This window comes from Thermanaerothrix sp. (assembly GCF_056331585.1).
Genome location: NZ_JBWGPQ010000018.1, coordinates 11,575 through 34,709 on the forward strand (window position 1 = coordinate 11,575; position 23,135 = coordinate 34,709).

23 protein-coding genes and 1 pseudogene are annotated in these 23,135 nt (G+C 51.3%); 13 read left to right on the forward strand and 11 right to left on the reverse strand.

Annotation, left to right across the window (positions count from 1 at the left end; all coding sequences use genetic code 11):
* The 13 genes and pseudogenes from AC01YT_RS07900 to AC01YT_RS07960 form a co-directional block, all read left to right on the forward strand.
* Nucleotides 1-805: hypothetical protein (locus tag AC01YT_RS07900; protein WP_476674313.1), on the forward strand; the 805-nt coding region annotated here is incomplete at its 5' end.
* Nucleotides 802-1,380, forward strand: coding sequence for a hypothetical protein (locus AC01YT_RS07905; RefSeq protein WP_476674315.1), 579 nt, complete (start codon nt 802-804; stop codon nt 1,378-1,380). The genes AC01YT_RS07900 and AC01YT_RS07905, both read left to right, overlap by 4 nt.
* Nucleotides 1,380-2,777, forward strand: coding sequence for a proton-conducting transporter transmembrane domain-containing protein (locus tag AC01YT_RS07910; protein ID WP_476674317.1), 1,398 nt, complete (start codon nt 1,380-1,382; stop codon nt 2,775-2,777). Before AC01YT_RS07905 ends, AC01YT_RS07910 begins: the two co-directional genes overlap by 1 nt.
* Before the next feature lie 102 nt (nt 2,778-2,879).
* A complete protein-coding gene (locus AC01YT_RS07915) occupies nt 2,880-4,058 on the forward strand; it encodes a hypothetical protein (protein WP_476674319.1) in 1,179 nt (392 codons plus the stop codon).
* A 6-nt stretch (nt 4,059-4,064) separates the two neighbouring features.
* The gene (gene selB / locus AC01YT_RS07920; RefSeq protein ID WP_476674321.1) at nt 4,065-5,996 is read left to right on the forward strand and encodes a selenocysteine-specific translation elongation factor; all 1,932 of its coding nucleotides are present in this window, start codon (nt 4,065-4,067) and stop codon (nt 5,994-5,996) included.
* A gap of 138 nt (nt 5,997-6,134) precedes the next feature.
* A complete protein-coding gene (gene rplU / locus AC01YT_RS07925) occupies nt 6,135-6,458 on the forward strand; it encodes a 50S ribosomal protein L21 (RefSeq protein ID WP_424911633.1) in 324 nt (107 codons plus the stop codon).
* Between the two features lie 5 nt (nt 6,459-6,463).
* The gene (gene rpmA / locus AC01YT_RS07930) at nt 6,464-6,730 is read left to right on the forward strand and encodes a 50S ribosomal protein L27 (RefSeq protein ID WP_315626113.1); all 267 of its coding nucleotides are present in this window, start codon (nt 6,464-6,466) and stop codon (nt 6,728-6,730) included.
* A gap of 48 nt (nt 6,731-6,778) precedes the next feature.
* Nucleotides 6,779-6,988, forward strand: a pseudogene (gene rpmE, locus AC01YT_RS07935) (50S ribosomal protein L31); the annotation flags it as partial.
* Nucleotides 6,989-6,991: 3 nt separating this feature from the next.
* Complete coding sequence (locus tag AC01YT_RS07940) at nt 6,992-7,255, forward strand: DNA-directed RNA polymerase subunit alpha C-terminal domain-containing protein (RefSeq protein WP_476674372.1); 264 nt, start codon at nt 6,992-6,994, stop codon at nt 7,253-7,255.
* Nucleotides 7,256-7,375: 120 nt separating this feature from the next.
* Entirely contained in the window at nt 7,376-7,948 is a 573-nt protein-coding gene (locus tag AC01YT_RS07945) for a thymidine kinase (protein ID WP_476674324.1), read from the forward strand.
* A 23-nt stretch (nt 7,949-7,971) separates the two neighbouring features.
* Nucleotides 7,972-8,553 (forward strand): hypoxanthine phosphoribosyltransferase, encoded by a 582-nt coding sequence (hpt, locus tag AC01YT_RS07950; protein ID WP_315626111.1) that lies wholly within the window; start codon nt 7,972-7,974, stop codon nt 8,551-8,553.
* Nucleotides 8,547-10,082 carry a CCA tRNA nucleotidyltransferase gene (locus tag AC01YT_RS07955; RefSeq protein WP_476674326.1) on the forward strand — a complete coding sequence of 512 codons (1,536 nt, stop codon included), beginning with the start codon at nt 8,547-8,549 and terminating at the stop codon, nt 10,080-10,082. The genes hpt and AC01YT_RS07955 overlap by 7 nt, the downstream gene beginning before the upstream one ends.
* The gene (locus tag AC01YT_RS07960) at nt 10,069-10,842 is read left to right on the forward strand and encodes an alpha/beta fold hydrolase (protein WP_476674328.1); all 774 of its coding nucleotides are present in this window, start codon (nt 10,069-10,071) and stop codon (nt 10,840-10,842) included. The genes AC01YT_RS07955 and AC01YT_RS07960 overlap by 14 nt, the downstream gene beginning before the upstream one ends.
* Here AC01YT_RS07960 and AC01YT_RS07965 read toward each other — a convergent pair.
* The 11 genes from AC01YT_RS07965 to pyrB all read right to left on the reverse strand — a co-directional run bounded on the left by AC01YT_RS07965 (nt 10,833) and on the right by pyrB (nt 23,126).
* A complete protein-coding gene (locus AC01YT_RS07965) occupies nt 10,833-11,129 on the reverse strand; it encodes a hypothetical protein (protein ID WP_476674330.1) in 297 nt (98 codons plus the stop codon). The genes AC01YT_RS07960 and AC01YT_RS07965 overlap by 10 nt on opposite strands.
* Before the next feature lie 122 nt (nt 11,130-11,251).
* Nucleotides 11,252-12,730 (reverse strand): pyridoxal-phosphate dependent enzyme, encoded by a 1,479-nt coding sequence (locus AC01YT_RS07970; RefSeq protein ID WP_476674332.1) that lies wholly within the window; start codon nt 12,728-12,730, stop codon nt 11,252-11,254.
* 20 nt (nt 12,731-12,750) lie between these two features.
* Nucleotides 12,751-13,707 carry a glycosyltransferase family 2 protein gene (locus AC01YT_RS07975; RefSeq protein WP_476674334.1) on the reverse strand — a complete coding sequence of 319 codons (957 nt, stop codon included), beginning with the start codon at nt 13,705-13,707 and terminating at the stop codon, nt 12,751-12,753.
* A gap of 5 nt (nt 13,708-13,712) precedes the next feature.
* A complete protein-coding gene (gene thrC / locus AC01YT_RS07980; protein ID WP_476674336.1) occupies nt 13,713-14,966 on the reverse strand; it encodes a threonine synthase in 1,254 nt (417 codons plus the stop codon).
* 32 nt (nt 14,967-14,998) lie between these two features.
* Nucleotides 14,999-15,994, reverse strand: coding sequence for an ABC transporter permease (locus tag AC01YT_RS07985; protein WP_476674338.1), 996 nt, complete (start codon nt 15,992-15,994; stop codon nt 14,999-15,001).
* Nucleotides 15,995-16,003: 9 nt separating this feature from the next.
* Complete coding sequence (locus AC01YT_RS07990) at nt 16,004-17,047, reverse strand: ABC transporter permease (RefSeq protein ID WP_476674340.1); 1,044 nt, start codon at nt 17,045-17,047, stop codon at nt 16,004-16,006.
* A gap of 15 nt (nt 17,048-17,062) precedes the next feature.
* Nucleotides 17,063-18,526, reverse strand: a complete 1,464-nt coding sequence (locus AC01YT_RS07995) for an ABC transporter ATP-binding protein (RefSeq protein ID WP_476674342.1) — start codon at nt 18,524-18,526, stop codon at nt 17,063-17,065.
* A gap of 61 nt (nt 18,527-18,587) precedes the next feature.
* Nucleotides 18,588-19,874: a BMP family lipoprotein gene (locus tag AC01YT_RS08000; RefSeq protein WP_476674344.1), complete on the reverse strand. Its 1,287-nt coding sequence runs from the start codon at nt 19,872-19,874 to the stop codon at nt 18,588-18,590.
* Nucleotides 19,875-20,131: 257 nt separating this feature from the next.
* Nucleotides 20,132-21,079 (reverse strand): carbamate kinase, encoded by a 948-nt coding sequence (arcC, locus tag AC01YT_RS08005; protein WP_476674346.1) that lies wholly within the window; start codon nt 21,077-21,079, stop codon nt 20,132-20,134.
* A 36-nt stretch (nt 21,080-21,115) separates the two neighbouring features.
* Nucleotides 21,116-22,096, reverse strand: a complete 981-nt coding sequence (locus AC01YT_RS08010; RefSeq protein WP_476674348.1) for an ornithine carbamoyltransferase — start codon at nt 22,094-22,096, stop codon at nt 21,116-21,118.
* Between the two features lie 76 nt (nt 22,097-22,172).
* Entirely contained in the window at nt 22,173-23,126 is a 954-nt protein-coding gene (pyrB, locus tag AC01YT_RS08015; protein WP_054520900.1) for an aspartate carbamoyltransferase, read from the reverse strand.
* Nucleotides 23,127-23,135: the final 9 nt, after the last annotated feature.

A 23,135-nucleotide genomic window follows, 5' to 3' on the forward strand; every position in this document is an offset into this window, starting at 1 on the left:
TTTGCTTTTGTCATTGTGGGGGTTTATTAACGCGCTCTTATGGGGCAACAGCCCCGAAGCTTCGCAGGGCTTTCCCCATTGGATCGCGGCCATGAGCAGTCTCGCCCTTGCCAGCGCATATGCGGCGAATGCCTCTCCCCTCCCCTGGGCACTACTAATGGTATTGATGGGAACTTGTCCCCTGCTTGCTATCTTTGTCTTACCGCCACGACGGGTTTTCCTCTTCCTTACTCTTCTCACATTCTCAACGCTTCCGCTCACACCATTGGCAGGTGGATGGCAAGGCCTCATGACCACATTAGGGGGATGGATATGGCCACTGACCGTGGCGATATCCATTACGGGATGGTACCACCATATGAACAACGCCAAAGGTTCACTTGTCACCTCAGAACGCTGGATTGCGGTGGTTTATGGGCTTGGGCTTCTGTTTCTTCCCCTCACCGCTTGGGGATTATGGGGTCTCAAACCAACCCTTCACACGCAAGAGTGGCTGGCGGGAAGCATTACTTTTCTTCTGACTTTGGCAGGTGTATTGGGGGTCCACTATCGGATAATACCCCTTTCGAGCACCCGCCCATTTTTCGTTTGGCTCGGTCAACACATAAATCAGATTCGACATTATTTTGTTCAATTCCTTTCGCTAATCTGGTTGATAAATGGTTTTACTCTCCTGCATAAAGGGTTGAAACCGTTGGCCCATTTCCTTGAAGGAGTGTTAGAAGGAGAAAGCGGCCTTCTGTGGGCACTCGTTCTCCTGGCGCTCTTACTCTCTCTCGCCAATGCAAGCGGAATATCCCCATGAATTTAGCGTGGTTACATTTAATGCTGTTTACCCTAACCGCTCTATCTGCCCTTCTTGAGGTAGATTATCGTTTCCGTCTGGTGGCAGTGGCCCTCCAATATATGATTCTCTTCTGGGTAGTTAGTACCTCCCTCAGCGTGGGCTTGGCACTGGTGAAATTAATCGTAGGTTTGGCCGCCACCATCCTTCTAGGCGCTGCCATCTGGAACATGGCCATAAACAAGATGCCTGAGGCACCCTGGTCGCAGCAAGCTTTCAGACTTATTAGCGGCGGAATGATTGTGGGTTTGGCCTTCTCTTTTCAACCCTCAACCGCCGCCTGGTTGCCCATCGAGCCTCTTTACTTGAGGGCAGGAATTATCCTGTCTGGCTGTGGTATCCTTATGAATGGTTTTTCGCGCCATCCCTTAATCGCTACTTTAGGGTTGCTTGAAGTCTTCTCCGGCTTCGAATTAATCTATGCCTTTATGGTCAATTCAGTGCTTATGACCGGTTTGCTTGCCCTGGTCACTATGGGGCTCGCAGCAATTGGCGCCTACCTAACTATTACCCATCAATCTTCGGGATCTCGATAATGAGTACCCCTTGGCTTTGGATCATTTTTCCCCTAATCTTAGCAAGCATTTTGTGGATTTTACGCCAGTATCGTCGGCTCACCCTTGGGCTTTCCGTTGGGTTTTGCATAATTCTAGCCCTAGCAGCAACAGCACTCCCCCTGGGCGGTACATTGCGCCTGGGAAATTGGTCACTCGAATTAAGTCCTATCTTGACTATCCTGGGGCGGCAACTTCGCCTGACCTCGTCAGATCGCCCTCTCTTAATCCTAATTTATGGCGCCAGCGCCTGGTGGTTCCTGGGGGCAATGCGTCATCACGCCTCTCCATTTTTTATCCCTCACGGACTGGCAACTGTAGCGCTTCTTATTGCTGCCTTCGCTGTAGAACCTTTTATTTACACCGCACCACTTCTTGCTCTAGCGGTTCTTGTTGCCATCCCGGCACTATCTCCACCGTACCAGACGCCGTCTCCTGCCATCCTACGCTTCTTGACTCTCCAAATTCTGGCGGCTCCTCTAATTCTTATTGGGGGATGGCTATTTAGCCAATTTGAGAGTATCCCTCAGCAAACAGAAAGTGTCTTACCGGCTCTCTTGCTGGTTGCAACAGGATTTGCATTGTGGTTGACCATTTTTCCCTTTCACACCTGGGCTGTGATGCTGCCACAAGATAATCCTCCCTATGAGGCCGGTTTCTTTCTTGTCCTGATTACAACTTCAGGCTTTTTAGTATTTCTAGATTTTCTTAACAGTACCTCTTGGATTCGTAACCTTATGATGTTTACGACATCGCTTCAACTCGTAGGGATTATCATGATCTTATATGCTGGCCTAGGAGCGTTATCTACCGCAAACCCGAACCGATTACTGGGTTATAGCCTGATGCTCGACTCGGGCTTTGCACTCATCGCTATTGCCCCAGGTTCTGCCCAAGGAGTAACCTATTTCTTAGAATTGTTGCCTGGACGAGTTCTGGGAACTTTCTTGCTCACTCAATCCCTGGACTCTTTCCGGAGTCTCGCCAAAGCATCTTCTACACTTTCGCTCGAACTATTGAAGCCAATGTCCTGGGCATCGCTCGGATTCCTGACCGGTTATTTCTCTTTGGGTGGTTTGCCTTTGCTTGCAAGTTTCCCTGTCCGTCAAGAGATTCTCTTCAACCTAGCACGACAATCGCTCCCTGCAGTCATGGGAGCACTTCTAGGAAACGTGCTCTTTCTTCTTAATGGATTACGTCTTATCAGTTACACATTGGAATCCACCTTTGAAACCACACAACTCGCCAATGGCTTAAGAACCGTGTCCCCTCTAACCCTAATTAGTATCGTTGGACTTCTCGCTCTGGGTTTGTTTCCCGCTTCTCTGCTCAGCCCCGCGCTCCAAGTCGCTCAGAGTTTTATCAATCTGGCCCGTTAACCTTTATGCCACTTCTTTCGCCTTATGCGGTTAAAATCTGACTATAATTGGAGCACCCCTCATCTGTAATTTTCGATCACTGTGCCGTGAAAGGACCGCCCAATGGATCTTGAGCAAATAATAAAACGTCTGGATTGGCTTGAAGAAGAACGGCGTAAGGATAAATTGCTGATCGCCACGCTTCAAGAACGAATCGCGGACCTCGAAGAGGGATATCCACGGTCATTGCAACAACTCACTGCCCTGGAAGGGGAACTCGCCCGCTTGAGCGCCAACTTATCTCGTTTCGATCAGATCGAGACAAGCATTGCTCAGGTACGCGTTGAATTAACACGGATGATTCAAGATTTAGAAAAACAGCGTGCCGAACGTGACCGTGAAGCAGATCGAATGCGTTTGGCCGATTTAGAAGCCCTAAACAAAGCTATTGCCGAGGTACGTAAAAGCCTGGAAGCCATCCCTGAACTGCGCAAAGGTCTACAGGCTCGAATCGAAGAAGAAGGTCGCTTGAACCGGCTGATTGATGCGCTGGAGCAACAGATTGAACAATATCAACGCGCAGATGAAGAGTTTCGGCGTCAGCAAAAACTTCTAGAAGACAATCAGCGCCAGGATGCTAAGCGGGTGATTGACCTTCAAGGCGAGGTAGCGGCTATTCGTAAACGTCTGGATGAACAACGGGGGAAAATGGATGTTATCGGCGACGTTCAGCGCAAACTTGAAGCAAAGATCAATGAACTGATCGCCGCAGAAAATGAACGTAAACAAAGCCAAATCGCCTTTATGGATAAACAAAACATGCTGGCGTTTGAACGCGAACGCACCTGGCAAGAATGGCAGGCTCGATTTGAAGAAATGAAAGCCACAGCCGCCAACCTCGATGCTCAGATTCAGACGCTTGAAGCTACCCACCGCTCCATAAAGCGCGCCCAAGAAGCATTCGAAGATATTACGGCTCGTTTTGAACGTCGGATCAATGAGATTACCGAGATGCAACGCCTGGTAGAGGATCGCTTTCGCCAGGAATGGGCAAGTTTTAAGGCCGATGATCAAAAACGATGGGCAAATTATCTATTGGTCCAGGAAGAACAAAATCGTGATTTGATCCGCCAGATCAACCAACTCAATGAGCGACTCACTAACCTGGAAGATTCGGTGCAAGAACTTCAAGATTCACTTTCACTCTTCACTGAAGAGGCGCATAAACGCCTCCAAAAACTCCTGGCATTTTCGCGCGAACTACTAGAAACTTACGAGCAATTAATCGCCCAGAATCCTTAGGTAAGTATGGTCACGCACGTTATTGGTACTGCCGGGCACGTAGATCATGGAAAATCAACCTTAGTGGCTGCACTCACCGGCATCCACCCTGACCGCCTCAAGGAAGAGCAGGAACGGGAGATGACCATAGATCTAGGCTTTGCCTGGCTTACCCTTCCCAACGGCGAGAGTGTGGGAATTGTAGATGTTCCCGGGCACCGCGATTTTATTGAAAATATGCTAGCCGGTGTCGGCGGGATAGATGCTGCGCTTTTGGTTATTGCCGCCGATGAAGGAATCATGCCTCAAACGCGGGAGCACTTGATTATCCTGGATCTGCTTGGGGTAGAACGAGGAATTGTGGTATTAAGCAAAATTGACCTTGTAGACGATCCAGAGTGGCTTGACCTGATTGAAAGCGACATACGACATGCCCTTCAAGGTACAACGCTACAAAACGCACCCATTATACGCGTTTCAGCCATCACCCGCGCCGGTCTTGATATCTTGCTCGAAACACTGGAGCACCTTTTGGCTGACACACCTTCACGCCCAGACTTAGGGAAACCCCGCCTGCCTATAGACCGAGTGTTTTCGATCTCTGGATTTGGCACAGTAGTTACGGGAACCTTGATAGATGGCTGCCTGAATCTAGGTGACGAGATTGAGATTTTACCCAAAGGATTAAAGGGGCGCATTCGAGGGTTGCAAACACATAAAAAGAAAACCCCGCATGCCCAGCCTGGTAGCCGCACTGCGGTTAATATCAGCGGTATTGAAGTAAAGCAAATTCAACGCGGAGATGTTCTTACCCTACCAGGGCTATATCAACCGACCCAACGCCTGGATGCCCGCTGTCGTCTGATCCCCGATGCACATGCTCCGCTTCAGCATAATAACGAAGTTAAAGTGTTCATGGGTAGCAGTGAAGTGCTGGCAAGGGTGCGTGTGCTAGGTGCTGAAGCCATCCACCCTGGCGAAGAGGGATGGCTGCAGTTAGAAACCTACTCCCCTCTCGTTGTCTCACGTGGCGATCGTTTTATTTTACGTCGTCCATCACCCGGTGAAACAATTGGCGGAGGAATCGTACTGGAGCCCCACCCACAAAAGCGTTATCGCCGATTTGATCCCCAAACGTTAGAGCATCTCTCGGTGTTGAGTCAGGGCACTTCCGATAAAACCCTACTTGTCACACTCCAGAACGCCGGTCCACTCCCTCTTTCTCTTGCTGCAAAGCACGCCGGTCTCACCATAGAGGAAATTTTTCGCATTCTCAATGATCCCGATGGATCAAAACATTTCTTTGCACTTGCCGCGGTTGATTCCCCCAATGAGGAACCTTTCCTTTTCACGCTCACACAGTGGCAGGATCTGCAACGAAAAGCGCTCACGATCATGGAACATTATCACCGTCAATATCCTTTGCGGATTGGCATACCCCGCGAAGCTCTGCGGAGTCAACTGCGCCTATCCCCACCCCTTTTTCAGGCTGCTTTGCATCAATGGCTGAGAACCGGGATGCTGAGTGAACAAGGGCAATTTATTGCCCATCCTCACCACAAGGTGCGATTCAACACTCAACAGACGATACAGGTTGAGCATCTCTTAAGGCGCTTCGCTACAACCCCTTATGCCCCACCTACGATACGCGAATGCATAGAATTGGTAGGTCAAGAAGTCTTCAATGCTCTGATTGAAAACGGAACTATAGTAGCCATCTCTGACGAAATTGCTTTTCGTAAGACCGACTTTCAGACCATGGTGCGTTTTGTCATCTTACACCTAAAAAATCACTCTACCCTCAGCGTAGCCGAATTTCGAGATTATTTTCAAACATCGCGCCGCTACGCACTGGCTTTTCTAGAGTATATGGATGCCCTTGGCATTACCCGACGTGATGGTGACGTGCGTATTCTCACTCCTCAGGGTGAGAAAGTGGCTCAAACATTGACAGATTAAAATCTGCTCGGGTATAATATTACTTGCCAATGCCCCGGCATTGCCGCTGGGGCTTGTGCATGTAATATCCCCAACTTCCCCGGGCACAGGCGTTTACCTACGCGTGTATCCCGGCGAAGTGAAGATTGGAGATGAGGAATGTCAAAATACGCAATTGTCGAAAGTGGTGGTAAGCAATATAAAGTCACCGAAGGGACAACCCTGGAAGTAGATCGTCTTCCTGGAGAAGTTGGAGAGCAGGTTGTGCTCGACCAAGTGTTGCTGGTCGCTGAAGATGGCAAGGTGCAAGTTGGTACCCCAACTGTACCTGGCGCTCAAGTCACCGCAACGATCCAGGAACATTTCAAAGGGCCCAAAATCATTGTCTTTAAATATCGCCCGAAAAAGCGCTACCGCGTGAAGACCGGTCATCGTCAACAATATACCCGCCTGTTAGTGAATTCTATTTCTGTGGTGGAGTAGGACCTATGGCACACAAGAAGGGTGGCGGTTCCAGCCGCAACGGACGAGATAGCAATTCCCAGCGCTTAGGTGTAAAGCGTTTCGCGGGACAATATGTACTAGCTGGTAATATCCTGGTTCGCCAGCGTGGCACCCGGATCAAGCCCGGCTTGAACGTAGATGTTGGCAAGGACGACACACTTTTCGCCACAGCAGACGGCGTGGTAGTGTTTGAAACGTTGCCAGGCGGACGCAAGCGCGTCAGTGTTGTCCCAGTCGCAGCCGAAGCCTAATGCCATGATGGTATTGGCTTCCTAAATTTTAGGATAGGAAGGCTAACGATGAAAAAAGACATCCATCCGACTTTTTACCCCGACGCCCGGGTTATCTGCGCTTGTGGTAATACCTGGACGACGGGTTCAACTAAGAAAGAAATCCATACCGAGGTGTGCTCAAAATGCCATCCGTTTTACACGGGTCAACAGCAACGCATCCTCGATATTGAAGGGCAAGTAGACCGCTTCTATAAGCGTTTACAGGCTCGCCAGGAATATGTGGAAACCCAAAGAGCACGCGAGCAAGAACGCACGTCTCCCAACCGCCCTATTGCCGAACTCAACCTCGGCCCTCGTCCTACTGAGGCTCTAGAGAAAGCAGGGCTAACTACAGTGGGTCAGGTTTTGGAGAAACTGGCAGAAGGCGAAGCTGCGCTGCTTGCTATCGAGGGATTTGGCCGCCAATCCCTAATCAATCTCAAAAAACGCTTGCGCCAGTTAGGCTATACCCTGCCCTCAGCAGCTGAAGAGATTACTGTCTAATCGGGAAACCGAGCCAATAGATCAGGCAGACGCAGTTAAACGTCTGCCTGATTTTTTTAATCAGCAGGTTTAGAGATTGGGTTAAAATCAAGGCAACCCACACCCGCTAAGGAGCATGGCATGAAACATCACGTTGGTTCGGTCGAGGTCATTACCGGTTCCATGTTTAGCGGTAAAACCGACGAACTCATTCGTCGGTTGCGGCGCGCCACCATTGCGCGCCAGAAGGTGCAAGTTTTTAAGCCCATCATTGATCAGCGCTATGGTAACGAACAAGTAAAGTCGCATGCCGGAACAGCATTTGATGCGACTCCCATTGAAAAAGCAAGTGATATATTGAAACATTTAGACCCCGACACCACCGTCATAGGCATAGATGAAGCCCAGTTTTTCGACGAGGCGATTGTGCCTCTGGTTCAGGAGCTGGCTAACCGTGGCATTCGAGTCATTGTCGCTGGGCTGGACACCGATTTTCGGGGCGAACCGTTTGGTTATATGCCCATCCTCATGGCTCAAGCCGAGCGGGTGGATAAATTGCAGGCCATCTGTATGGTTTGCGGTGAACCTGCATGCCGCACCCAGCGCTTGGTTAACGGTAAACCGGCTCATTATAATGATCCCGTGATTATCGTTGGGGCCTCTGAGCTCTATGAAGCCCGTTGTCGTAAGCATCATGTCGTACCCCGTGATTAAAACCTTATCCCAAGGAGTTGGGTATGATGTGCAATAGATATGAAGAATTCCTGGAAGAAATCCTAATCCCAGAAGAAGCCTTACGGCAACGGGTAGCAGAACTGGGCGCCCAGATCAGCCAGGATTATAAACATTCAGAAAAACTGGTTCTGCTGTGCATTCTGCGGGGTGGGGTCATGTTTTTAACCGATCTTATCCGTCACCTGACTGTCCCCCATATGGTGGACTTCATGGCTGTTTCATCCTATGGTGCCGGGAGTCGCCAATCCACTGGTCAGGTTCGCATCACCCTTGATTTAAACACCAGCATTGAAGATTGCGATGTGCTCATCGTAGAAGACATTATTGACAGCGGGCGCACTCTGGCTTCTGTGATTAACCTGCTATCTGCTCGCAAGCCGCGTAGTCTTGCCGTATGTACCTTATTAGATAAGGCTGAACGGCGCGAGGTTGAGGTTCCGCTGCGGTACGTCGGCTTTACAATTCCCAACAAATTCGTCTTTGGCTATGGGCTCGACCTGGATGAACTTTATCGTAACTTGCCCTTTATCGGCGTCGTTAATGAAGAAAAATATCAACAGAGCCGGTTAAAACGCGAATGTTAATTACGTTTGAGGCGTTATTTCCCGTCCCTGCACTCCCCCAGTTGTTGCGCCGGTTGAGCCATGCCAATCGGCGTATCTTTCTGGTAGGAGGGGCTTTGCGTGATGCGCTTTTGGAAAAGAGGAGCCACGACCTGGATTTCGTGGTCTCTCGAGATGTTCACATGGTTGCCCGAATGGTTGCTGATACCCTGGGGGCAGCACTATACACAATGGATGATGAACGAGAAACTTTCCGCGTCTTAGGCGTCGCAGCAGATGGCCAACCGTTCACATTAGATTTTTCGCGTATCAGAGGGTTAACTATCGAGCAGGATTTACACGCCCGCGATTTTACCATTAACGCATTGGCTATTGACCTCAGCCAGCCCGAAACCCTGATTGACCCCCTCAATGGAGCGCTTGACTTACGTGAAAAGCGATTACGCGCTTGCTCCAAAACGACTTTTTCCGACGATCCACTGCGGGTCTTACGTGGTGTGCGTCTGGCCAATACCCTAAAATTTCGCCTTCTCCCTGCCACCCTGGTAGGATTACGACAAGCCATACCGTTGCTTGAGCATGTATCCGCTGAGCGCAAACGAGATGAACTTTTCAAAATGCTCGAGGGGCCGGATGTCAAGACTGCTTTTCAGTTACTGGACAGCTTAGGCATCCTTCCCCATATTTTCCCTGAATTAAGTGCGCTAAAAGGGGTTTTACAACCTCCTCCACATGTGTATGATGTGTGGCAACACACATTAGCCACCCTGGATTACCTCGAACGGCTGTTTGGATTGTTGGTCGCTGAGTACAATGAAGATAAAGCGGCCTCTTTAACCATGGGAACTGCCACCCTTTACCTGGGGCGTTTCCGAAATTCCCTTATTTCGCATTTTTCCACTCGCCTCAACCCCAACCGAAGCCTGCGAGCCCTACTGTTTTTAGCCACTGCCTATCACGACAGCGGAAAACCCGTAACCGCAGATATCCACCCGAATGGCCGGCTTCATTTTATCGGCCATGAACGCCTCAGCACGAACTACTTTATCGAACGCGCCCGTGTTCTGGCCCTCAGCAACGATGAAATTGAACATGGCGCCAGGGTCGTTCGTCACCATATGCGAGTTCATCAATTAGCAAGTGCTCAAGACCAACTTACTCGCCGCGCAATCTACCGCTTTTTCCGAGATGTCGGGACGGCGGGCGTGGATATTTGCCTGCTCACACTAGCAGATACTCTAGCCACATATCATACTACCCTGCCCCAAGGGGTCTGGAACCGCGAATTAACCATCTGCCAACAACTTTTAGACGCCTGGTGGCACCAAAAAGAGGACATTATCCAGCCACCATCTCTTATCAATGGAAACGATTTGGTAGAAACCCTAGGGTTGCAACCTGGCCCCATCATCGGGAAACTCCTTGAAGAAATTCGAGAAGCCCACGCCAGCGGTGAAATCCGAAGCCGTGAGGAAGCGCTAAAACTGGCATATTTCCTTCTGGAAACCTGGAACAAATCGGCACAGAATGGAGGTCATGATGATTCCTGAACCTGTCCTACTCGCTCACGAAGTTGTTGGCGAGGGTATTCCGGTGCTCTTCCTGCATGGTTTCCCATTCAATCGCCATATCTGGGATGAGGTTATCCCTTATCTAGCCTCCCATATCCGCATGATCCTCCCCGACCTACGCGGCTTTGGCCAATCCCCAGCCAGTGATGATGTGCTTAGGATGAGTTCGCTTGCCGAAGATGTGCGATACCTCATGGATCATTTGAAACTTGAACGGGTTGCCCTGGTGGGTCACTCCATGGGTGGATACGTTGCCCTGGCGTTTGCCCGATTTTATCCGCAGCGATTGACCGGCCTGGCCCTTGTTTCCTCGCATCCCGATCCTGATTCGCCACTACGGCGTGAAGCACGCTATCAGACCGTCGCCAAAATCCGCACACAGGGCATTCTTCCATTGCTGGAGGAAATGCCACAACGACTTTCTCCCAACCCCATCGTACAAGAGAAAATTCGTAACTTCATCCGGTCTTGTTCCCCCCAATCGGCCATCCATGCACTGCTGGGGATGGCCGAACGTGAAGATGCCAACACCTGGCTACGCGAAATTAATGTTCCAGTCTTGATCGTTACTGGCTCGGCCGATTCGCTCATTGAATCGGCACGGATCCGGGCGATGCTTGAACAAATCCCCGCGGCTTCCTGGGTCGAACTCCCCGAAATCGGACATATGCCGATGCTCGAAGCTCCGGCAGAGTTGGCGCGTGCTCTCTTGGGTTGGGTTCAACAATTTCAGGGATAAATCTCGGTCAGGACCGGTTCATAAAAACACCGGCATCCCAGCCCGTTCGAGCACCCCTCAATGGGCAACAGAGGAACCTGATCCTTGGGATAAGTGCCATACATCTTGCGGCAAGTTGGGCAGGCATCGGCAGCAACCGCAAGGCGAATCATGCTGACACGCGGGTTGGCCTGCATTTTCTTTAGAGCCACCCTGGCTGTGGAATGTTCATACAAATCTGCCCCACAGGTCGGGCAAAGTATTTCAGTATCAAGCACTTGAGTTTGACAACGTGAGCATGTTTGCATTGTGGTTTCTCTCCCTGAAGATTTCGATATGCCCAACGCCGCCTATTTTACTATACTTTTGGTAAAGAAAAAACCGCCCCGCCTTTGTAATAGAGGCGGGGCAATTCGCTCACCATACAGCCTTATTGATAGTTTTTGATCAATCCGACCCGCTCGTTGAATTCCGTAATGAGCGCGTCAATCTCCTCCACCTGACTTTGCAACTCAGTCCAGTAGTTGCGATCATACCACTGGGCCAAAATTTCTTCGTAGGTCTTACCTTGTTGCTCCACCCAGGTGTAATACTTCAAATTATGCACCCGTCGGCGATCCGCGTAGCGCAGTTCGAGCAGGTAATCCACGCTCTGTCCCTGCAGGCTACGGGCGTAGGCTTCTGCCGCATGATACGGAGTAAATTCACCGTACTGCTCGCGATATTCCTGGATCCGGCTACCATAAAGTTCCATGGAATCGGTAAGGACAATGAGCATAATATCATTCTCACCCATCTCGTAATACTTGGCCGTTTTAATGGCAGAGAGCAGGTTGGCAATCCCGGAGAAGCCGAGGAGATCCAATTTCGAAACGACCTCTTCTGGAACACCTTTGCGCACCAGATACTCCCGCCCGGTCGGCTCGTTGAACAGGCGCATCACTGCGACCACGTCATTATCATCAATTGCCGCTACCAGATCGGTATTCTTCACATTGTGAATCCACGGCACATGTTTATCCCCAATGCCCTCAATGCGATGAGCGCCAAAACCGTTCTCAAAGAGGGTCGGGCATTGCAAGGCTTCACCAGCCACGATTTTGCTGTTGGGGAAGAGTTGCTTCAGGTAGTCGCCACAGGCAATTGTACCAGCAGAACCGGTGGTCAGCGCCACGCCGCGGAATTCGTCCTTCGGGCCCATGACACGCTTGAGCACTTCTTCCATAGCGTGCCCGGTGACATCATAGTGCCACAAATAATTACCGAATTCTTCAAACTGGTTGAAGATCATCAAGTCCTGGCCCGAACGGCGCAGTTCCCAGCATTTATCAAAGATTTCCTTAACATTAGATTCACTACCGGGGGTTGCGATCACCTCGCTAGCAATCTTTGATAGCCATTCAAACCGTTCTTTGCTCATCCCTTCGGGCAAGATGGCAATCGAGTCACAGGCTAGCAAAGCCGAATCATACGCGCCTCCACGGCAGTAATTGCCGGTCGAGGGCCATACAGCTTTCTGTGTCGTAGGATCAAACTGCCCGGTCACCAAACGTGGCACCAGACACCCAAACGCTGCACCAACCTTATGCGCACCAGTAGGAAACCACTTACCCACCAAGCCAATGATGCGCGCCGGCACGCCGGTCAGACTGCTGGGAAACTCCAGTGTATTGACTGGGCCAAAGCCGCCCCCAAATGGCACAGGCTCATTCTTCCAGGTAATGCGGAAGAGATTGCGCGGATGAACATCCCAGAGTCCAATGTTGCGCAGTTCCTCTTTAATACGCGCAGGGATCAAATCGGGATTCTTCATCTGAGCAAAAGTGGGAATAATAATATTGCGCTCCCGGACACGTTGAATGGTTCGTTCGCGTCGTTCGGGCATGACCGTTAAATCAATTTTTGTCATCGTTACACACTCCTCTTGAATTATGATTTTTTTGCTATGGTTTGATCATCAGAGGGCGCCTCGCGTACGACATAAAGCGGACGCCCTTTGACTTCGTCGTAAATACGACCAACATACTCACCTAAAATCCCAAGCGAGATCAACTGTACACCGCCCAGGAACAACACCGCAATTAACGTGGATGCTTGACCAAAAAAGGCTTGGGGTTGCAAAGCGCGTAAGATGATCACCACAGGAATCGCTACAATCGCCAAACCAGCCGCTAAAAATCCGAGATAGGTTGCTAATTGAAGAGGAAAGTAGGAAAAACTGGTAATCGCGTTGAGAGCAAGGCGCAGCATCTTACGCAGAGGGTATTTGGTTTCACCCGCGTAGCGAGGAGCTCGCTTGTAAGGAACGCCGATCTGGCGAAAGCCCACCCAAGCCGACATGCCACGTAAAAAGCGATGATGCTCGCGCATACGGCTCAAGACATCCACTACTTTGCGATCCATCAGACGAAAATCACCTGTATCTACCGGAATCTTGACATCGGTGATGCGGTAGATTAGCCGGTAGAATGCTGCTGCCGTGGCTTTCTTAAACCACGTTTCGCCCTCGCGTTCGGTGCGTACGGCGTAAACCACCTCATATCCCTCACGCCATTTGGCAATGAGGTCAAGGATCACCTCCGGCGGATCCTGTAAATCAGCATCAATAATCACCACGGCTTGCCCGCGGCTGTAGTCTAAACCTGCGGTCACTGCGATTTGATGACCGAAGTTGCGCGCAAAGATGATTGGCCGCACGCGCTGATCCTGCTCTGCTAACCGCTTGATGATCTCGGTGGAGCGATCACGAGAGCCATCATCAACCAGCACCAGTTCCCAGGGTTCGCCCGTGCTCTCCATCACCGCCACAATTCGGCGGTAAAGTTCATCCAGACAACCCTCTTCGTTATAAACGGGCACAACAATGGAAAAGGTGGGTGTTGTCATAACCCTCATGCCGTTTGACTCAAATGGGCTTTGAGCGCTGAAAGGGAGGGTTCGATAACTGGTGCTTCTTTTACTGCCTGCATAGCCGCCCGAATATCCTTGAGGCCGCTTCCGGTATTCAATACCAGAATTGGATCGTCAGGTGTCACAAGTCCTTGCTGAAGCGCCTTCTTCAACCCGGCATATGCCGTAGCCCCTGCGGGTTCGGCAAAAATCCCTACGCGCCCCAAATCAGCAATGGCTTTCAGAATCTCACTATCAGGAACGGTGATATAGGCACCGTTGGTCTGACGAGCTGCCCGCACCGCACGCACGCCGTCGCGTGGCAAATCCACCGATATACTATCAGCAATAGTTTGAGCCGATACCGGCTCAATGAGCTCAGTGCCCTTGAAATAAGCGTTTGCCACAGCGGCCGATCCTTCAGATTGAACACCAAAAATTCGCGGCATTTGCTCTAGCCAACCCAATGTCGCCAGATCTTTAAAGCCCTTATGGATACCAGAGATAATGTTTCCATCGCCTACAGAGACGAATAGACATAACGGCCGCGAGCCCGTGCGCATGTTCAGGATCACCTGCTCCCATATTTCTAACGCAGCCGTCTTTTTACCTTCGGCCGTGAAGGGGTTATAACCGGTATTGCGACAATACCAACCAAATTCCTGACTTGCCTGAATGGTCAAATCAAACGCCTGGTCATAATTACCATCTACCAGGATCACTTGTGCTCCAAATACCAGCAGTTGGGCAACTTTTGCGGGGGGGGCCGTCCTGGGGGCAAAGATCACCGCCTTTTGTCCAATGGCCGCTGCCATACCTGCAAGTGCTGCACCAGCATTGCCTGTCGAGGCCGTAACGACGACCTCAGCTTTTATCTGGCGCGCCCGTGCTACCACAACCGCGCTGGCGCGGTCTTTAAACGACGCAGTAGGATTGCGCCCCTCATCCTTTACCCACAAGGTCTTAATTCCCAGTTCTTTCGCCAGGCGCTGTGGCGTATAGACCGGCGTCCATCCTACCATGCGCATAGGGGTTCCCTCGCCACCGGGATCTTCAATCGGGAGCAAGGGCAAATAGCGCCATATTGAGTAATCTCTGCGGCTTGTGATATCGTTAACCTGAAAACGATTCTTGATTTCCGCGTAATCAAGCCAAACATCCAAGTTTCCCCCATCCCTCGGACAGGTATACGTGACCTGATCCGGTTGGTATTCCGTGCCACATAATGAACAACGATAGCCAACAAAATTACCCATGAGAATCTCCTGCCATCAAGAATTGAATTGACTTACTCTTTTTCGAACGGCACCCCAAGCGCTGCCGGCGGTGAGGTGCGCATTGCTCGTAACACCCGTGCGATAACATGGCGCATTTGTTCAGGCAAACCTGCCAAAGTCCGATCCACCCATTCTGCGTTCCCCACATTGACCAGTAAAAGAGTCAAAATCATTAAGGGGAAAGGTGCCACCTGAAGCACTTGGGAGGGAATATTGGGTAAACTGGGCTGCAAGACCAACCCTAACCACTGTAAAAAGGCAAAAAAGTAGGCACCCAAGGCTGCTCGCAGTGGGTTCCAGCCGCCAAAGATGGTCAACGCTAGCGCGATCCAGCCAATCCCATCCAGGCCGGAAATCGTCCCCTTCCATCCTGCCTTGACACTGAGTGAATACATTGGACCGGCCAATCCGATCAAGGCGCCACCCACTATGGTGTAAATGTAACGGAGTAAATTGACGTTTGCGCCTCGCACATAGGCCGCCGCGGGTCGTTCACCGATACCCTGAAGCATCAGTCCTGGGCGAGTACGGAAAATATAGACATACGCCAGGACAATCAGCACAAAACTCAAGTAGGTCATGAGATCATGCTGAAAGAAAATGGTACCCAATATAGGGATATAAGCCAATCCGGGGATGGGCAGGTGAGGCAACCGTGGTCCCGAAAGTCCCATATAGGGATTACCCAGAAAATAAGCCAAATCTCGACACAAGAGTGCAAGAACGAAGCCAACCGCAACCTGAGACTGTTTCAAGGTAATACTGGCAAAGGCCACAATCAGAGCCACAAGGGCGCCAATGACGGCCCCAACCAGCAATCCCAATACCACACTTCCGGTGGTTACGGCAACTGCAAAACCGGCCATCGCTGTGAGTAGAATGGCGCCATTGACAGAAAGGTTGATCACCCCCGAGCGCTCAATAATCGTTTCGCCGATGGCTGCAAACACAATTGGTGCGGCTGAAGCCAGAATACCTGCAATCCCAATGACCAATGCTGTATCCATGCGCCCTCCTTATCGTCGTCGCAAAATGCGTTGACGGACGCCGTCCATAAGCAGCACCGCTAACACCAGCGCGCCCTGCAGCACGCCCGAAAGCGTTGAGTCCAGTTTCATCACAATAGGCAACTGGATACTCCCAATGTTGAGCGCTGCGAAGAACAAGGCAACTGGGGCGGCCCAAGTAGGCTGATAGTTTATCAACATGGCCACCAGCATCCCTAAAAATCCATACCCTGACGAAATTGACGGGATCAGTCGGTGATAGACTCCTAGAACTTGCACTGCACCGGCCAACCCGGCAAAGAGCCCACACAGCAAAAATGCTGCCCACATGTATTGCGTGGTAGGGATGCCAAGCAAAAATGCAGCCCGTCGGTTTCGCCCCACAGCCTTTAACTTCAAGCCAAAATAGGTGCCCTGTAATAGGAGATATATGATCAAAATACCGACAATTCCCACTATCAACGACCACGGACTGAGACGCAACCCCGTAAACGTGGGCAGCCAAAGGGCTTCTTTAAAGGGCTCAGTGCCGCTCATCGAACCAATCCCCGGACGCTTCCAAGGGCCAAAGATCAACCAGATGGTCAAGGCCGTAGCAACAAAGTTCATACCCAGACCACCAAAGATCTCATTGACGCCGCCGTAAATCTTGAGAAATGCCACCACACTAGCCCATAACATGCCCCCCAGTGCCCCGCTCAGAAAGCCAATCACAATGATTAATCCCGCGGGAAGGCTACTGTCCTGAAGCACTCGTAATGCCCACGTGGTGAAGATCGCCCCTAACGTGATCTGACCCTCAACTCCAATGTTCCACAACCCCGCCGTATAGGTCACCAAAAGTCCCGAGGTTGCCAGTAAAAGTGGCACCCAGGCCACAAGCACATCACTAAATTTATTGATAGATCCCACTGAACCCACCACAATGTTGCGGAAAGCCTCAAGAGGATCCGCTTTTGCCAGCACCATCACCAGAGAGGTAAATACCAGTGCTAATGCAATGGCCAGAAGTTGAAAGGCAAGATTGGTCCACCGGGATGACGCTTTTACCATGGCTACTCCATACGATTAGAATCCCTTGCCACCGATTAACTGGCCTAATTCTTCCACGCTGGTCTGGGTGGCCTCTATGGGTTGAGAGACCTTGCCACCAAAGAAGACCAATATACGATCGCTGTAATGCAGGATCTCTTCCAAATCTGCCGAGGTGAAGATTATCGCCGTGCCTTGACGACATCGTTCTTTCAACTTACCCCATATCCAAATCGCGGATTCAATATCCAAGCCACGGGTAGGATGTTCCAAGAGCAGCAAGTTAAGCGGTTGGCGCAGCATCGCCAACAATGCCCGCTGTTGATTCCCACCCGAAAGCGACTCCACCGTGCTGGTGGGCATGCCCTTAATGGAAAAATCAGCAATGCGTTGCGTCGTCAATGCTGCGGCCTTTTGCCGATTGACTACAAACCCTTCTTGAGGCTCGGCTAAAACAAAATGCTCGGTTAGGGTGAGTCCCGGAATTAATCCTTCCTCTAAACGCGCTGCCGGCACGTAGGTAATACCTGCCTCCAGAAAGTCACGATAGGGGCGCGCGGTAAGCCGCTTGCCATCGAGATAAATCTCACCAGCAACCGGACGGATAATACCTGCACAGGCTTGAAGAAATTGGCGCTGACCCGACCCTTCCATACCGGCTAAGCCAATCACTTCTCCCCGGTGCACGGTCAGAGACACATCACGAATCTGCAAGCGATAATCTTCAATACTAATGTTTTCAAGGCGGAAAAGGGGTTCCTTTGAATCAAAATGGGTTTTATCTTCCGGCACTACCACCTTGCCAAACATCAACTTTACTAAGTCCTCAGTTCGGTAGGGTGGTTCCAATTCACCCACCAACTTTCCTTCGCGCAAGACAGCAACACGATGACACAGTTCTTCCACTTCTTCCAGTTTATGAGAGACGAAAATAACCGTCATCCCCTGTTCGGCCAGGGCACGCAACGTCGCAAATAATTTTTCTTTTTGGTTGGCACTAATACCTGTTGTTGGTTCATCCAAAATTAACACTCTGGCCCCTAACCACAGCAAGCGCATAATCTCTAATTGTTGGCGTTCACCTACGGTCAGGGTATCCACATAAGCATAGGGATCAATATTGAAACCAAACCGCGCTTGTAAATCCTGCATGGCCCGTATCGCTTCCGCGCGGTTGGGAAATAATCCACCGCGATGGCCGATGAGCAAATTATCCACCACCCGCATGGGTGGAAAATCTAGCGGATCCTGATGAAGCATCCCCACTCCGTGGCGGATCGCGTCAGCAGGGGATTCGATTTTCACCGGTTTTCCATCCAGACGAATTTCCCCTTCATCGGCCTGATAGAACCCGGAAAGAATTTTCATCAACGTGCTTTTTCCAGCTCCATTCTCACCCAGCAAGCCCTGAATAACCCCGCTGGGAATGCAGAGGGTGATGCCATCATTGGCATGAACGGGACCAAACCACTTGTGAATGTTGATTAGTTCAACGTTCATCTCGCACCCAGCCATTAGAGAATGGGGGAAGGCTTGAAATGCCTTCCCCCTGGTTTCCGAGCTATTGGCTAACGCTCTGGCCTTCCATACCCTCAAGTAACTGCGGTAGGTACCAGACCTGGAAGTCAGTAGCCACCTCACCCTCTTTCAGGAAGGGTGTGCCATCCTGGAAGTTGAGCGGACCCTTCCACAGATTCAACCCACCGGCCAGTTCGGAGATGAACTTATCCAACTGTGCCGAGGCATCGGCGGAAAGGGCTGCACCTTTCAAAAAGCCAACGTGGCTGGTATCGGGATTGTTGATGTCGTTCCAGTCTGGGCCAACCCAATCCCACGAGGGTTTCCAGGTGCCTGCAATGGCTTCCTGAATGTATTTAGCATACATCGGGCCCCAATTGAAGTACGGTACGCCCAAGCAGACATCCTGGCCTTCTTCACAAGCGCCGATGTAATCGTATGGGATTGCCCATACCTCTTTCCCTTGGCCACGGAATTTCTTCGCTTCGGCTAATGCCTCGGTTGTGTCAATGCCTGAGATGACCACATCATAGCCGCTGTTAAAGAAATCATCCGCAACTTGAGTCGGGTCTGAGGTTACGCCGGGGATGTTGAACCAGAAGCCAATCCAGGTTACCTTGAACTTCAACTGCGCCGGTTCTTTCTGCAGATACTGGCTCCAGCAGTAACGGGCACCCAGATAAGCCGAAGCAGCCAAGCGGCGTGTCTCATCATTGATGAGCGGACCAAGGTAACCTATCTGACCGGTTTTAGTGGTCAGCGCCGCTGCACACCCAGCGATCATCTTGCCATATTCCATGCGCCCCATCACATTGCCCAGGTTAGGCAAATCGCGATAGTTCTTGCCCTCTTTCCAGGCGCCATCACCCGACGCATGGATGACGATAATCTCCGGATGGGCTTTGGCAAATGCTTCAGCACCATCCTTCATGTCATCCGAGTTGAAGATCACCAACTTAGCGCCCTTGGAAACCAGATCTTCGGCCAGTTGCTCAGGAGTAGTGCCTGGACGATCAGCCGAGTTGACCTTGTCAATATACACCATCTTCGTCCCAGGTACCTTCTGTTCGACATAGAGGCCGGCGTTATAATGGGCCTCGCTCCAACCATGGTCATTGTAAGGTCCCACCAACAGCATCCCAAAGACGAACTCCTGTGGTTGGGCCGGTTGGGTAGCTTCAGGTGCTTTGGTTGGTTCTGCAGGTTTTGTGGGTTCAGCAGGGGGTTGCGTTGGTGCTGTTGTTGGTGCAGGTGTCGCCGCTGGTTGGCATGCAGACAGAATGACCACTAACACCAACAGGACACTCAGGACAAACCACGTGCGTTTCATAGTTCTTCCTCCTCCTTACTTTTGAACAATTAGAGGTCTTGGAATGGACATAAGCGAGACAGAAACCAAACAATCGTAATGATCTGCCCTATATGCTTCTAGTGCCTCACCTCCTTTCCACGATCGGTTTAGCATAAACTTAATCCACCCCTAAGACGCTAATTGCCCGTATTTTAACCGATAACTCTGGTTAGAAAGTCATGGTAGGTGCCTGGGAAGGGTGATTTTTCACCCTTCCCAACGAAATGGCACATGAATTAAGGCACGATCAAGGTACCCGTTTCGCCCCGCAACGCTCGCGTCAGGTTCTCCGGATTGGTGATGATGGCCTTCTTACCACCGTTTTCCAAGAAGCGTATGCAGGCCTGAATCTTGGGTAGCATGGAGCCTTTAGCAAAGTGCCCTTCGGCCATGTACGCCTTTGCCTCAGCCACCGTCATTTTATCCAACCAGACCTGGTTGGGTTTGTTGTAGTTAAGCGCCACTTTCTCCACAGCAGTGCTGATAATAAAGACATCAGCCTTAATCATGGTAGCCAGTAATGCCGAACCGAAATCCTTATCAATCACGGCTTCAACCCCAACCAGTTCGCCGGTCTCGGTGCGCACAACAGGGATACCACCACCACCTACACCTACAACCACAAAGCCAGCATCTATCAGAGTACGGATCGCCGGGGCCTCCACAATGTCAATCGGGATAGGGGAAGGTACCACACGCCGCCACCCTCGCCCAGCATCTTCCACAACCACCCAGCCTTCTTTTTCTGCCCGCTCTTTGGCCGTTTTCTCATCCATGAACGACCCGATTGGCTTGGTGGGATTCTTGAACGCCGGGTCATTGCGGTCCACCACGGTCTGCGTAACCACAGCTACCGCCTTCTTGTTCATCCCACGGCGTAAGAATTCGTTATAAAGCGCCTGGGTGAACATATAACCAATTGCGCCCTGAGTATCGGCACCGCACACATCCAACGGCACCTCGTGTAACTCATGGCGGGCCAATTCCGAACGGCGCAACACAAATCCTACCTGCGGGCCATTCCCGTGGGTCACGACTACATCCCAGCCATCGGCGATCATACCTGCAATATGATGCATTGACTCGGCACCAGCCTCATATTGATCCTTCACCGTCTGGTGCTGAGGGTCCTTGATGAGCGAATTTCCACCTACCGCAACTACCGCTACACCTTTACGTTCCATGTTCTTTCACCTCAAGCCTTATGTTATGGTATTAATCTAGGCCATGGTCAGTGCCATGACAGCCATCTGGGCATGCATACGATTCTCCGCTTCGTCATAGACCACCGATTGCGGGCCGTCCATCACGCCATCGGTGACTTCAATGTTGCGGTCTGCCGGCAACGGGTGCATATAGATGGCATCCGGTTTGGCTAATGCCATACGGCGCTCATCGGTGATCCAATTCGAATACTTCTGCAGCAACCGTGCACCCTCCTCGGTGTCGGTGGTGTGCACCAGCGCACCCCAAGACTTGGCGTAGATAATATCCGCATCTTTGAAAGCTTCGTCCATATCATCCACAACCTCAAAGCCCGTGCCATACTTACGCGCCTGCTCACGCGCCATATCCATAATCTCGGGCATCAGGCGGAACTCAGGCGGGTGCGCCAGTACAATATCTAGGCCAAAGCGCGGCATTTGCAGGATCAAAGACTGGGGGACCGAAATCGGCTTCTGATAAGATGCCGCATAGGCCCAGGACACCACCATCTTCTTGCGGCGAAGATCGCGTCCCTTCTTTTCGAAAATGGTCATCAGGTCAGCCAGACATTGGAAGGGGTGATAAATATCGCATTGCATGTTGAGAACGGGGACGCGGGAATATTTGGCTACTTCGTTGATGTATTTATTCCCAACCCCCCACTCCACATGGCGAATGGCAATGCCATCGAAGTAGCGACCGAAGATCTCGCCAATTTCCTTGGGGGTGTCACCATGGGCAATCTGAGTCGTGCGGCTTTCGATGAACGCAGCATGCCCCCCCAAGTGGGCCATACCCGCCTCGAACGAACCGCGCGTACGTGTGCTGCTGAAGAAGAACAGCATAGCCAGCACCTTATCGCGGAGATAAGGTGTTGGTTCACCCAACGCGCGCTTGCGTTTCAGATCAAACGCAACATCCAGCACGGTTTCGACTTCTTCTCTTGAGAAATCCAGATCACCAATGAGGTCTCGACCACGTAGATAGGTTTGCATGATGCCTCTCCTTTCGCTCAAGGATGGGGGCTCTGGAAGCCCAACCTCGACCCCCAGAGCCCGGGATAGAGACGAATTACTCCATTGCACCCAGTACGAGGGCTAAGATGGCCATGCGGACAACCACACCGTAGAAGGCCTCCTGCCAGTAGCGTGACCAGCGGGTGATATCCACATCTGTGGGGATTTCATCCATGCGCGGCAGCGAGTGCAGCAGGATTGCTCCTTCCTTGGCCTTGCGCTCGAGCAGTTCGCGAGTGATCTTGTAGTTGGCCGGAGTCTGTCCTACATCACCCTTACGCTCATCGCGTGCCTTGGTGTAATCCGGTTGTACCACCGGCTCAACCAGGATGACATCGGCCTCATGGATCACCTGCTCAACGTGCTCCGCCTCCTTGAAGTTGAGGCTATACTGGCGCAACTCAGCCTTGAACTCCTCAGTCAAGGACATTTCGGGGGGCGCTACAAAGGTCACCGGGCAATCAAACTGGGTCAGGGCATAGGCCAACGAGTGCATCGTACGCATGCGCATATCACCCACTGCCAGCCACTTCAAGCCATCAATGCGGCCCTTCTCGCGAAGAACTGTGTAGAGATCGGTCAAAATCTGAGTCGGGTGCTCCCCCCAACCATCACCCGCATTAATCACTGGGACGCTAGCCCACTTGGCCGCCTCATGTGGAGCGCCTTGCTGGAAGTGACGCATGACAATGACGTCACCGTAGAACTCCAGCATTTTGACGGTGTCCTTGATGGACTCCTGATACCAATCGCCCGCCCGGGTCATCTTAGCATCGGCGAACCCAGTCACATGACCACCCAGACGATGCATCGCGGCTTCATGCGCCAGGCGGGTGCGGGTGCTCGGTTGATAAAACGCGGTCACCAGGGTTTTATGAGCCAGCAGGTTGCTGTTGCGGCGGCTACGCGCGATGGGTTCCATCTGCTCGGCAACTTCAAAGATGCGGAAGAACTCTTCGCGTTCAAAATCCTTCAGAGAAAGAATGTCACGACCTAAGAAACTACGCATGATTGACCT

What these genes read in the sequence shown, in the direction of transcription:
- AC01YT_RS07905 (WP_476674315.1), top strand. Translation starts at nt 802, where the DNA reads ATGAATTTAGCGTGGTTACATTTAATGCTGTTTACCCTAACCGCTCTA.
- AC01YT_RS07910 (WP_476674317.1), top strand. Translation starts at nt 1,380, where the DNA reads ATGAGTACCCCTTGGCTTTGGATCATTTTTCCCCTAATCTTAGCAAGC.
- AC01YT_RS07915 (WP_476674319.1), top strand. Translation starts at nt 2,880, where the DNA reads ATGGATCTTGAGCAAATAATAAAACGTCTGGATTGGCTTGAAGAAGAA.
- selB (WP_476674321.1), top strand. Translation starts at nt 4,065, where the DNA reads ATGGTCACGCACGTTATTGGTACTGCCGGGCACGTAGATCATGGAAAA.
- rplU (WP_424911633.1), top strand. Translation starts at nt 6,135, where the DNA reads ATGTCAAAATACGCAATTGTCGAAAGTGGTGGTAAGCAATATAAAGTC.
- rpmA (WP_315626113.1), top strand. Translation starts at nt 6,464, where the DNA reads ATGGCACACAAGAAGGGTGGCGGTTCCAGCCGCAACGGACGAGATAGC.
- AC01YT_RS07945 (WP_476674324.1), top strand. Translation starts at nt 7,376, where the DNA reads ATGAAACATCACGTTGGTTCGGTCGAGGTCATTACCGGTTCCATGTTT.
- hpt (WP_315626111.1), top strand. Translation starts at nt 7,972, where the DNA reads ATGATGTGCAATAGATATGAAGAATTCCTGGAAGAAATCCTAATCCCA.
- AC01YT_RS07955 (WP_476674326.1), top strand. Translation starts at nt 8,547, where the DNA reads ATGTTAATTACGTTTGAGGCGTTATTTCCCGTCCCTGCACTCCCCCAG.
- AC01YT_RS07960 (WP_476674328.1), top strand. Translation starts at nt 10,069, where the DNA reads ATGATGATTCCTGAACCTGTCCTACTCGCTCACGAAGTTGTTGGCGAG.
- AC01YT_RS07965 (WP_476674330.1), bottom strand. Translation starts at nt 11,129, where the DNA reads ATGCAAACATGCTCACGTTGTCAAACTCAAGTGCTTGATACTGAAATA.
- AC01YT_RS07970 (WP_476674332.1), bottom strand. Translation starts at nt 12,730, where the DNA reads ATGACAAAAATTGATTTAACGGTCATGCCCGAACGACGCGAACGAACC.
- AC01YT_RS07975 (WP_476674334.1), bottom strand. Translation starts at nt 13,707, where the DNA reads ATGACAACACCCACCTTTTCCATTGTTGTGCCCGTTTATAACGAAGAG.
- thrC (WP_476674336.1), bottom strand. Translation starts at nt 14,966, where the DNA reads ATGGGTAATTTTGTTGGCTATCGTTGTTCATTATGTGGCACGGAATAC.
- AC01YT_RS07985 (WP_476674338.1), bottom strand. Translation starts at nt 15,994, where the DNA reads ATGGATACAGCATTGGTCATTGGGATTGCAGGTATTCTGGCTTCAGCC.
- AC01YT_RS07990 (WP_476674340.1), bottom strand. Translation starts at nt 17,047, where the DNA reads ATGGTAAAAGCGTCATCCCGGTGGACCAATCTTGCCTTTCAACTTCTG.
- AC01YT_RS07995 (WP_476674342.1), bottom strand. Translation starts at nt 18,526, where the DNA reads ATGAACGTTGAACTAATCAACATTCACAAGTGGTTTGGTCCCGTTCAT.
- AC01YT_RS08000 (WP_476674344.1), bottom strand. Translation starts at nt 19,874, where the DNA reads ATGAAACGCACGTGGTTTGTCCTGAGTGTCCTGTTGGTGTTAGTGGTC.
- arcC (WP_476674346.1), bottom strand. Translation starts at nt 21,079, where the DNA reads ATGGAACGTAAAGGTGTAGCGGTAGTTGCGGTAGGTGGAAATTCGCTC.
- AC01YT_RS08010 (WP_476674348.1), bottom strand. Translation starts at nt 22,096, where the DNA reads ATGCAAACCTATCTACGTGGTCGAGACCTCATTGGTGATCTGGATTTC.
- pyrB (WP_054520900.1), bottom strand. Translation starts at nt 23,126, where the DNA reads ATGCGTAGTTTCTTAGGTCGTGACATTCTTTCTCTGAAGGATTTTGAA.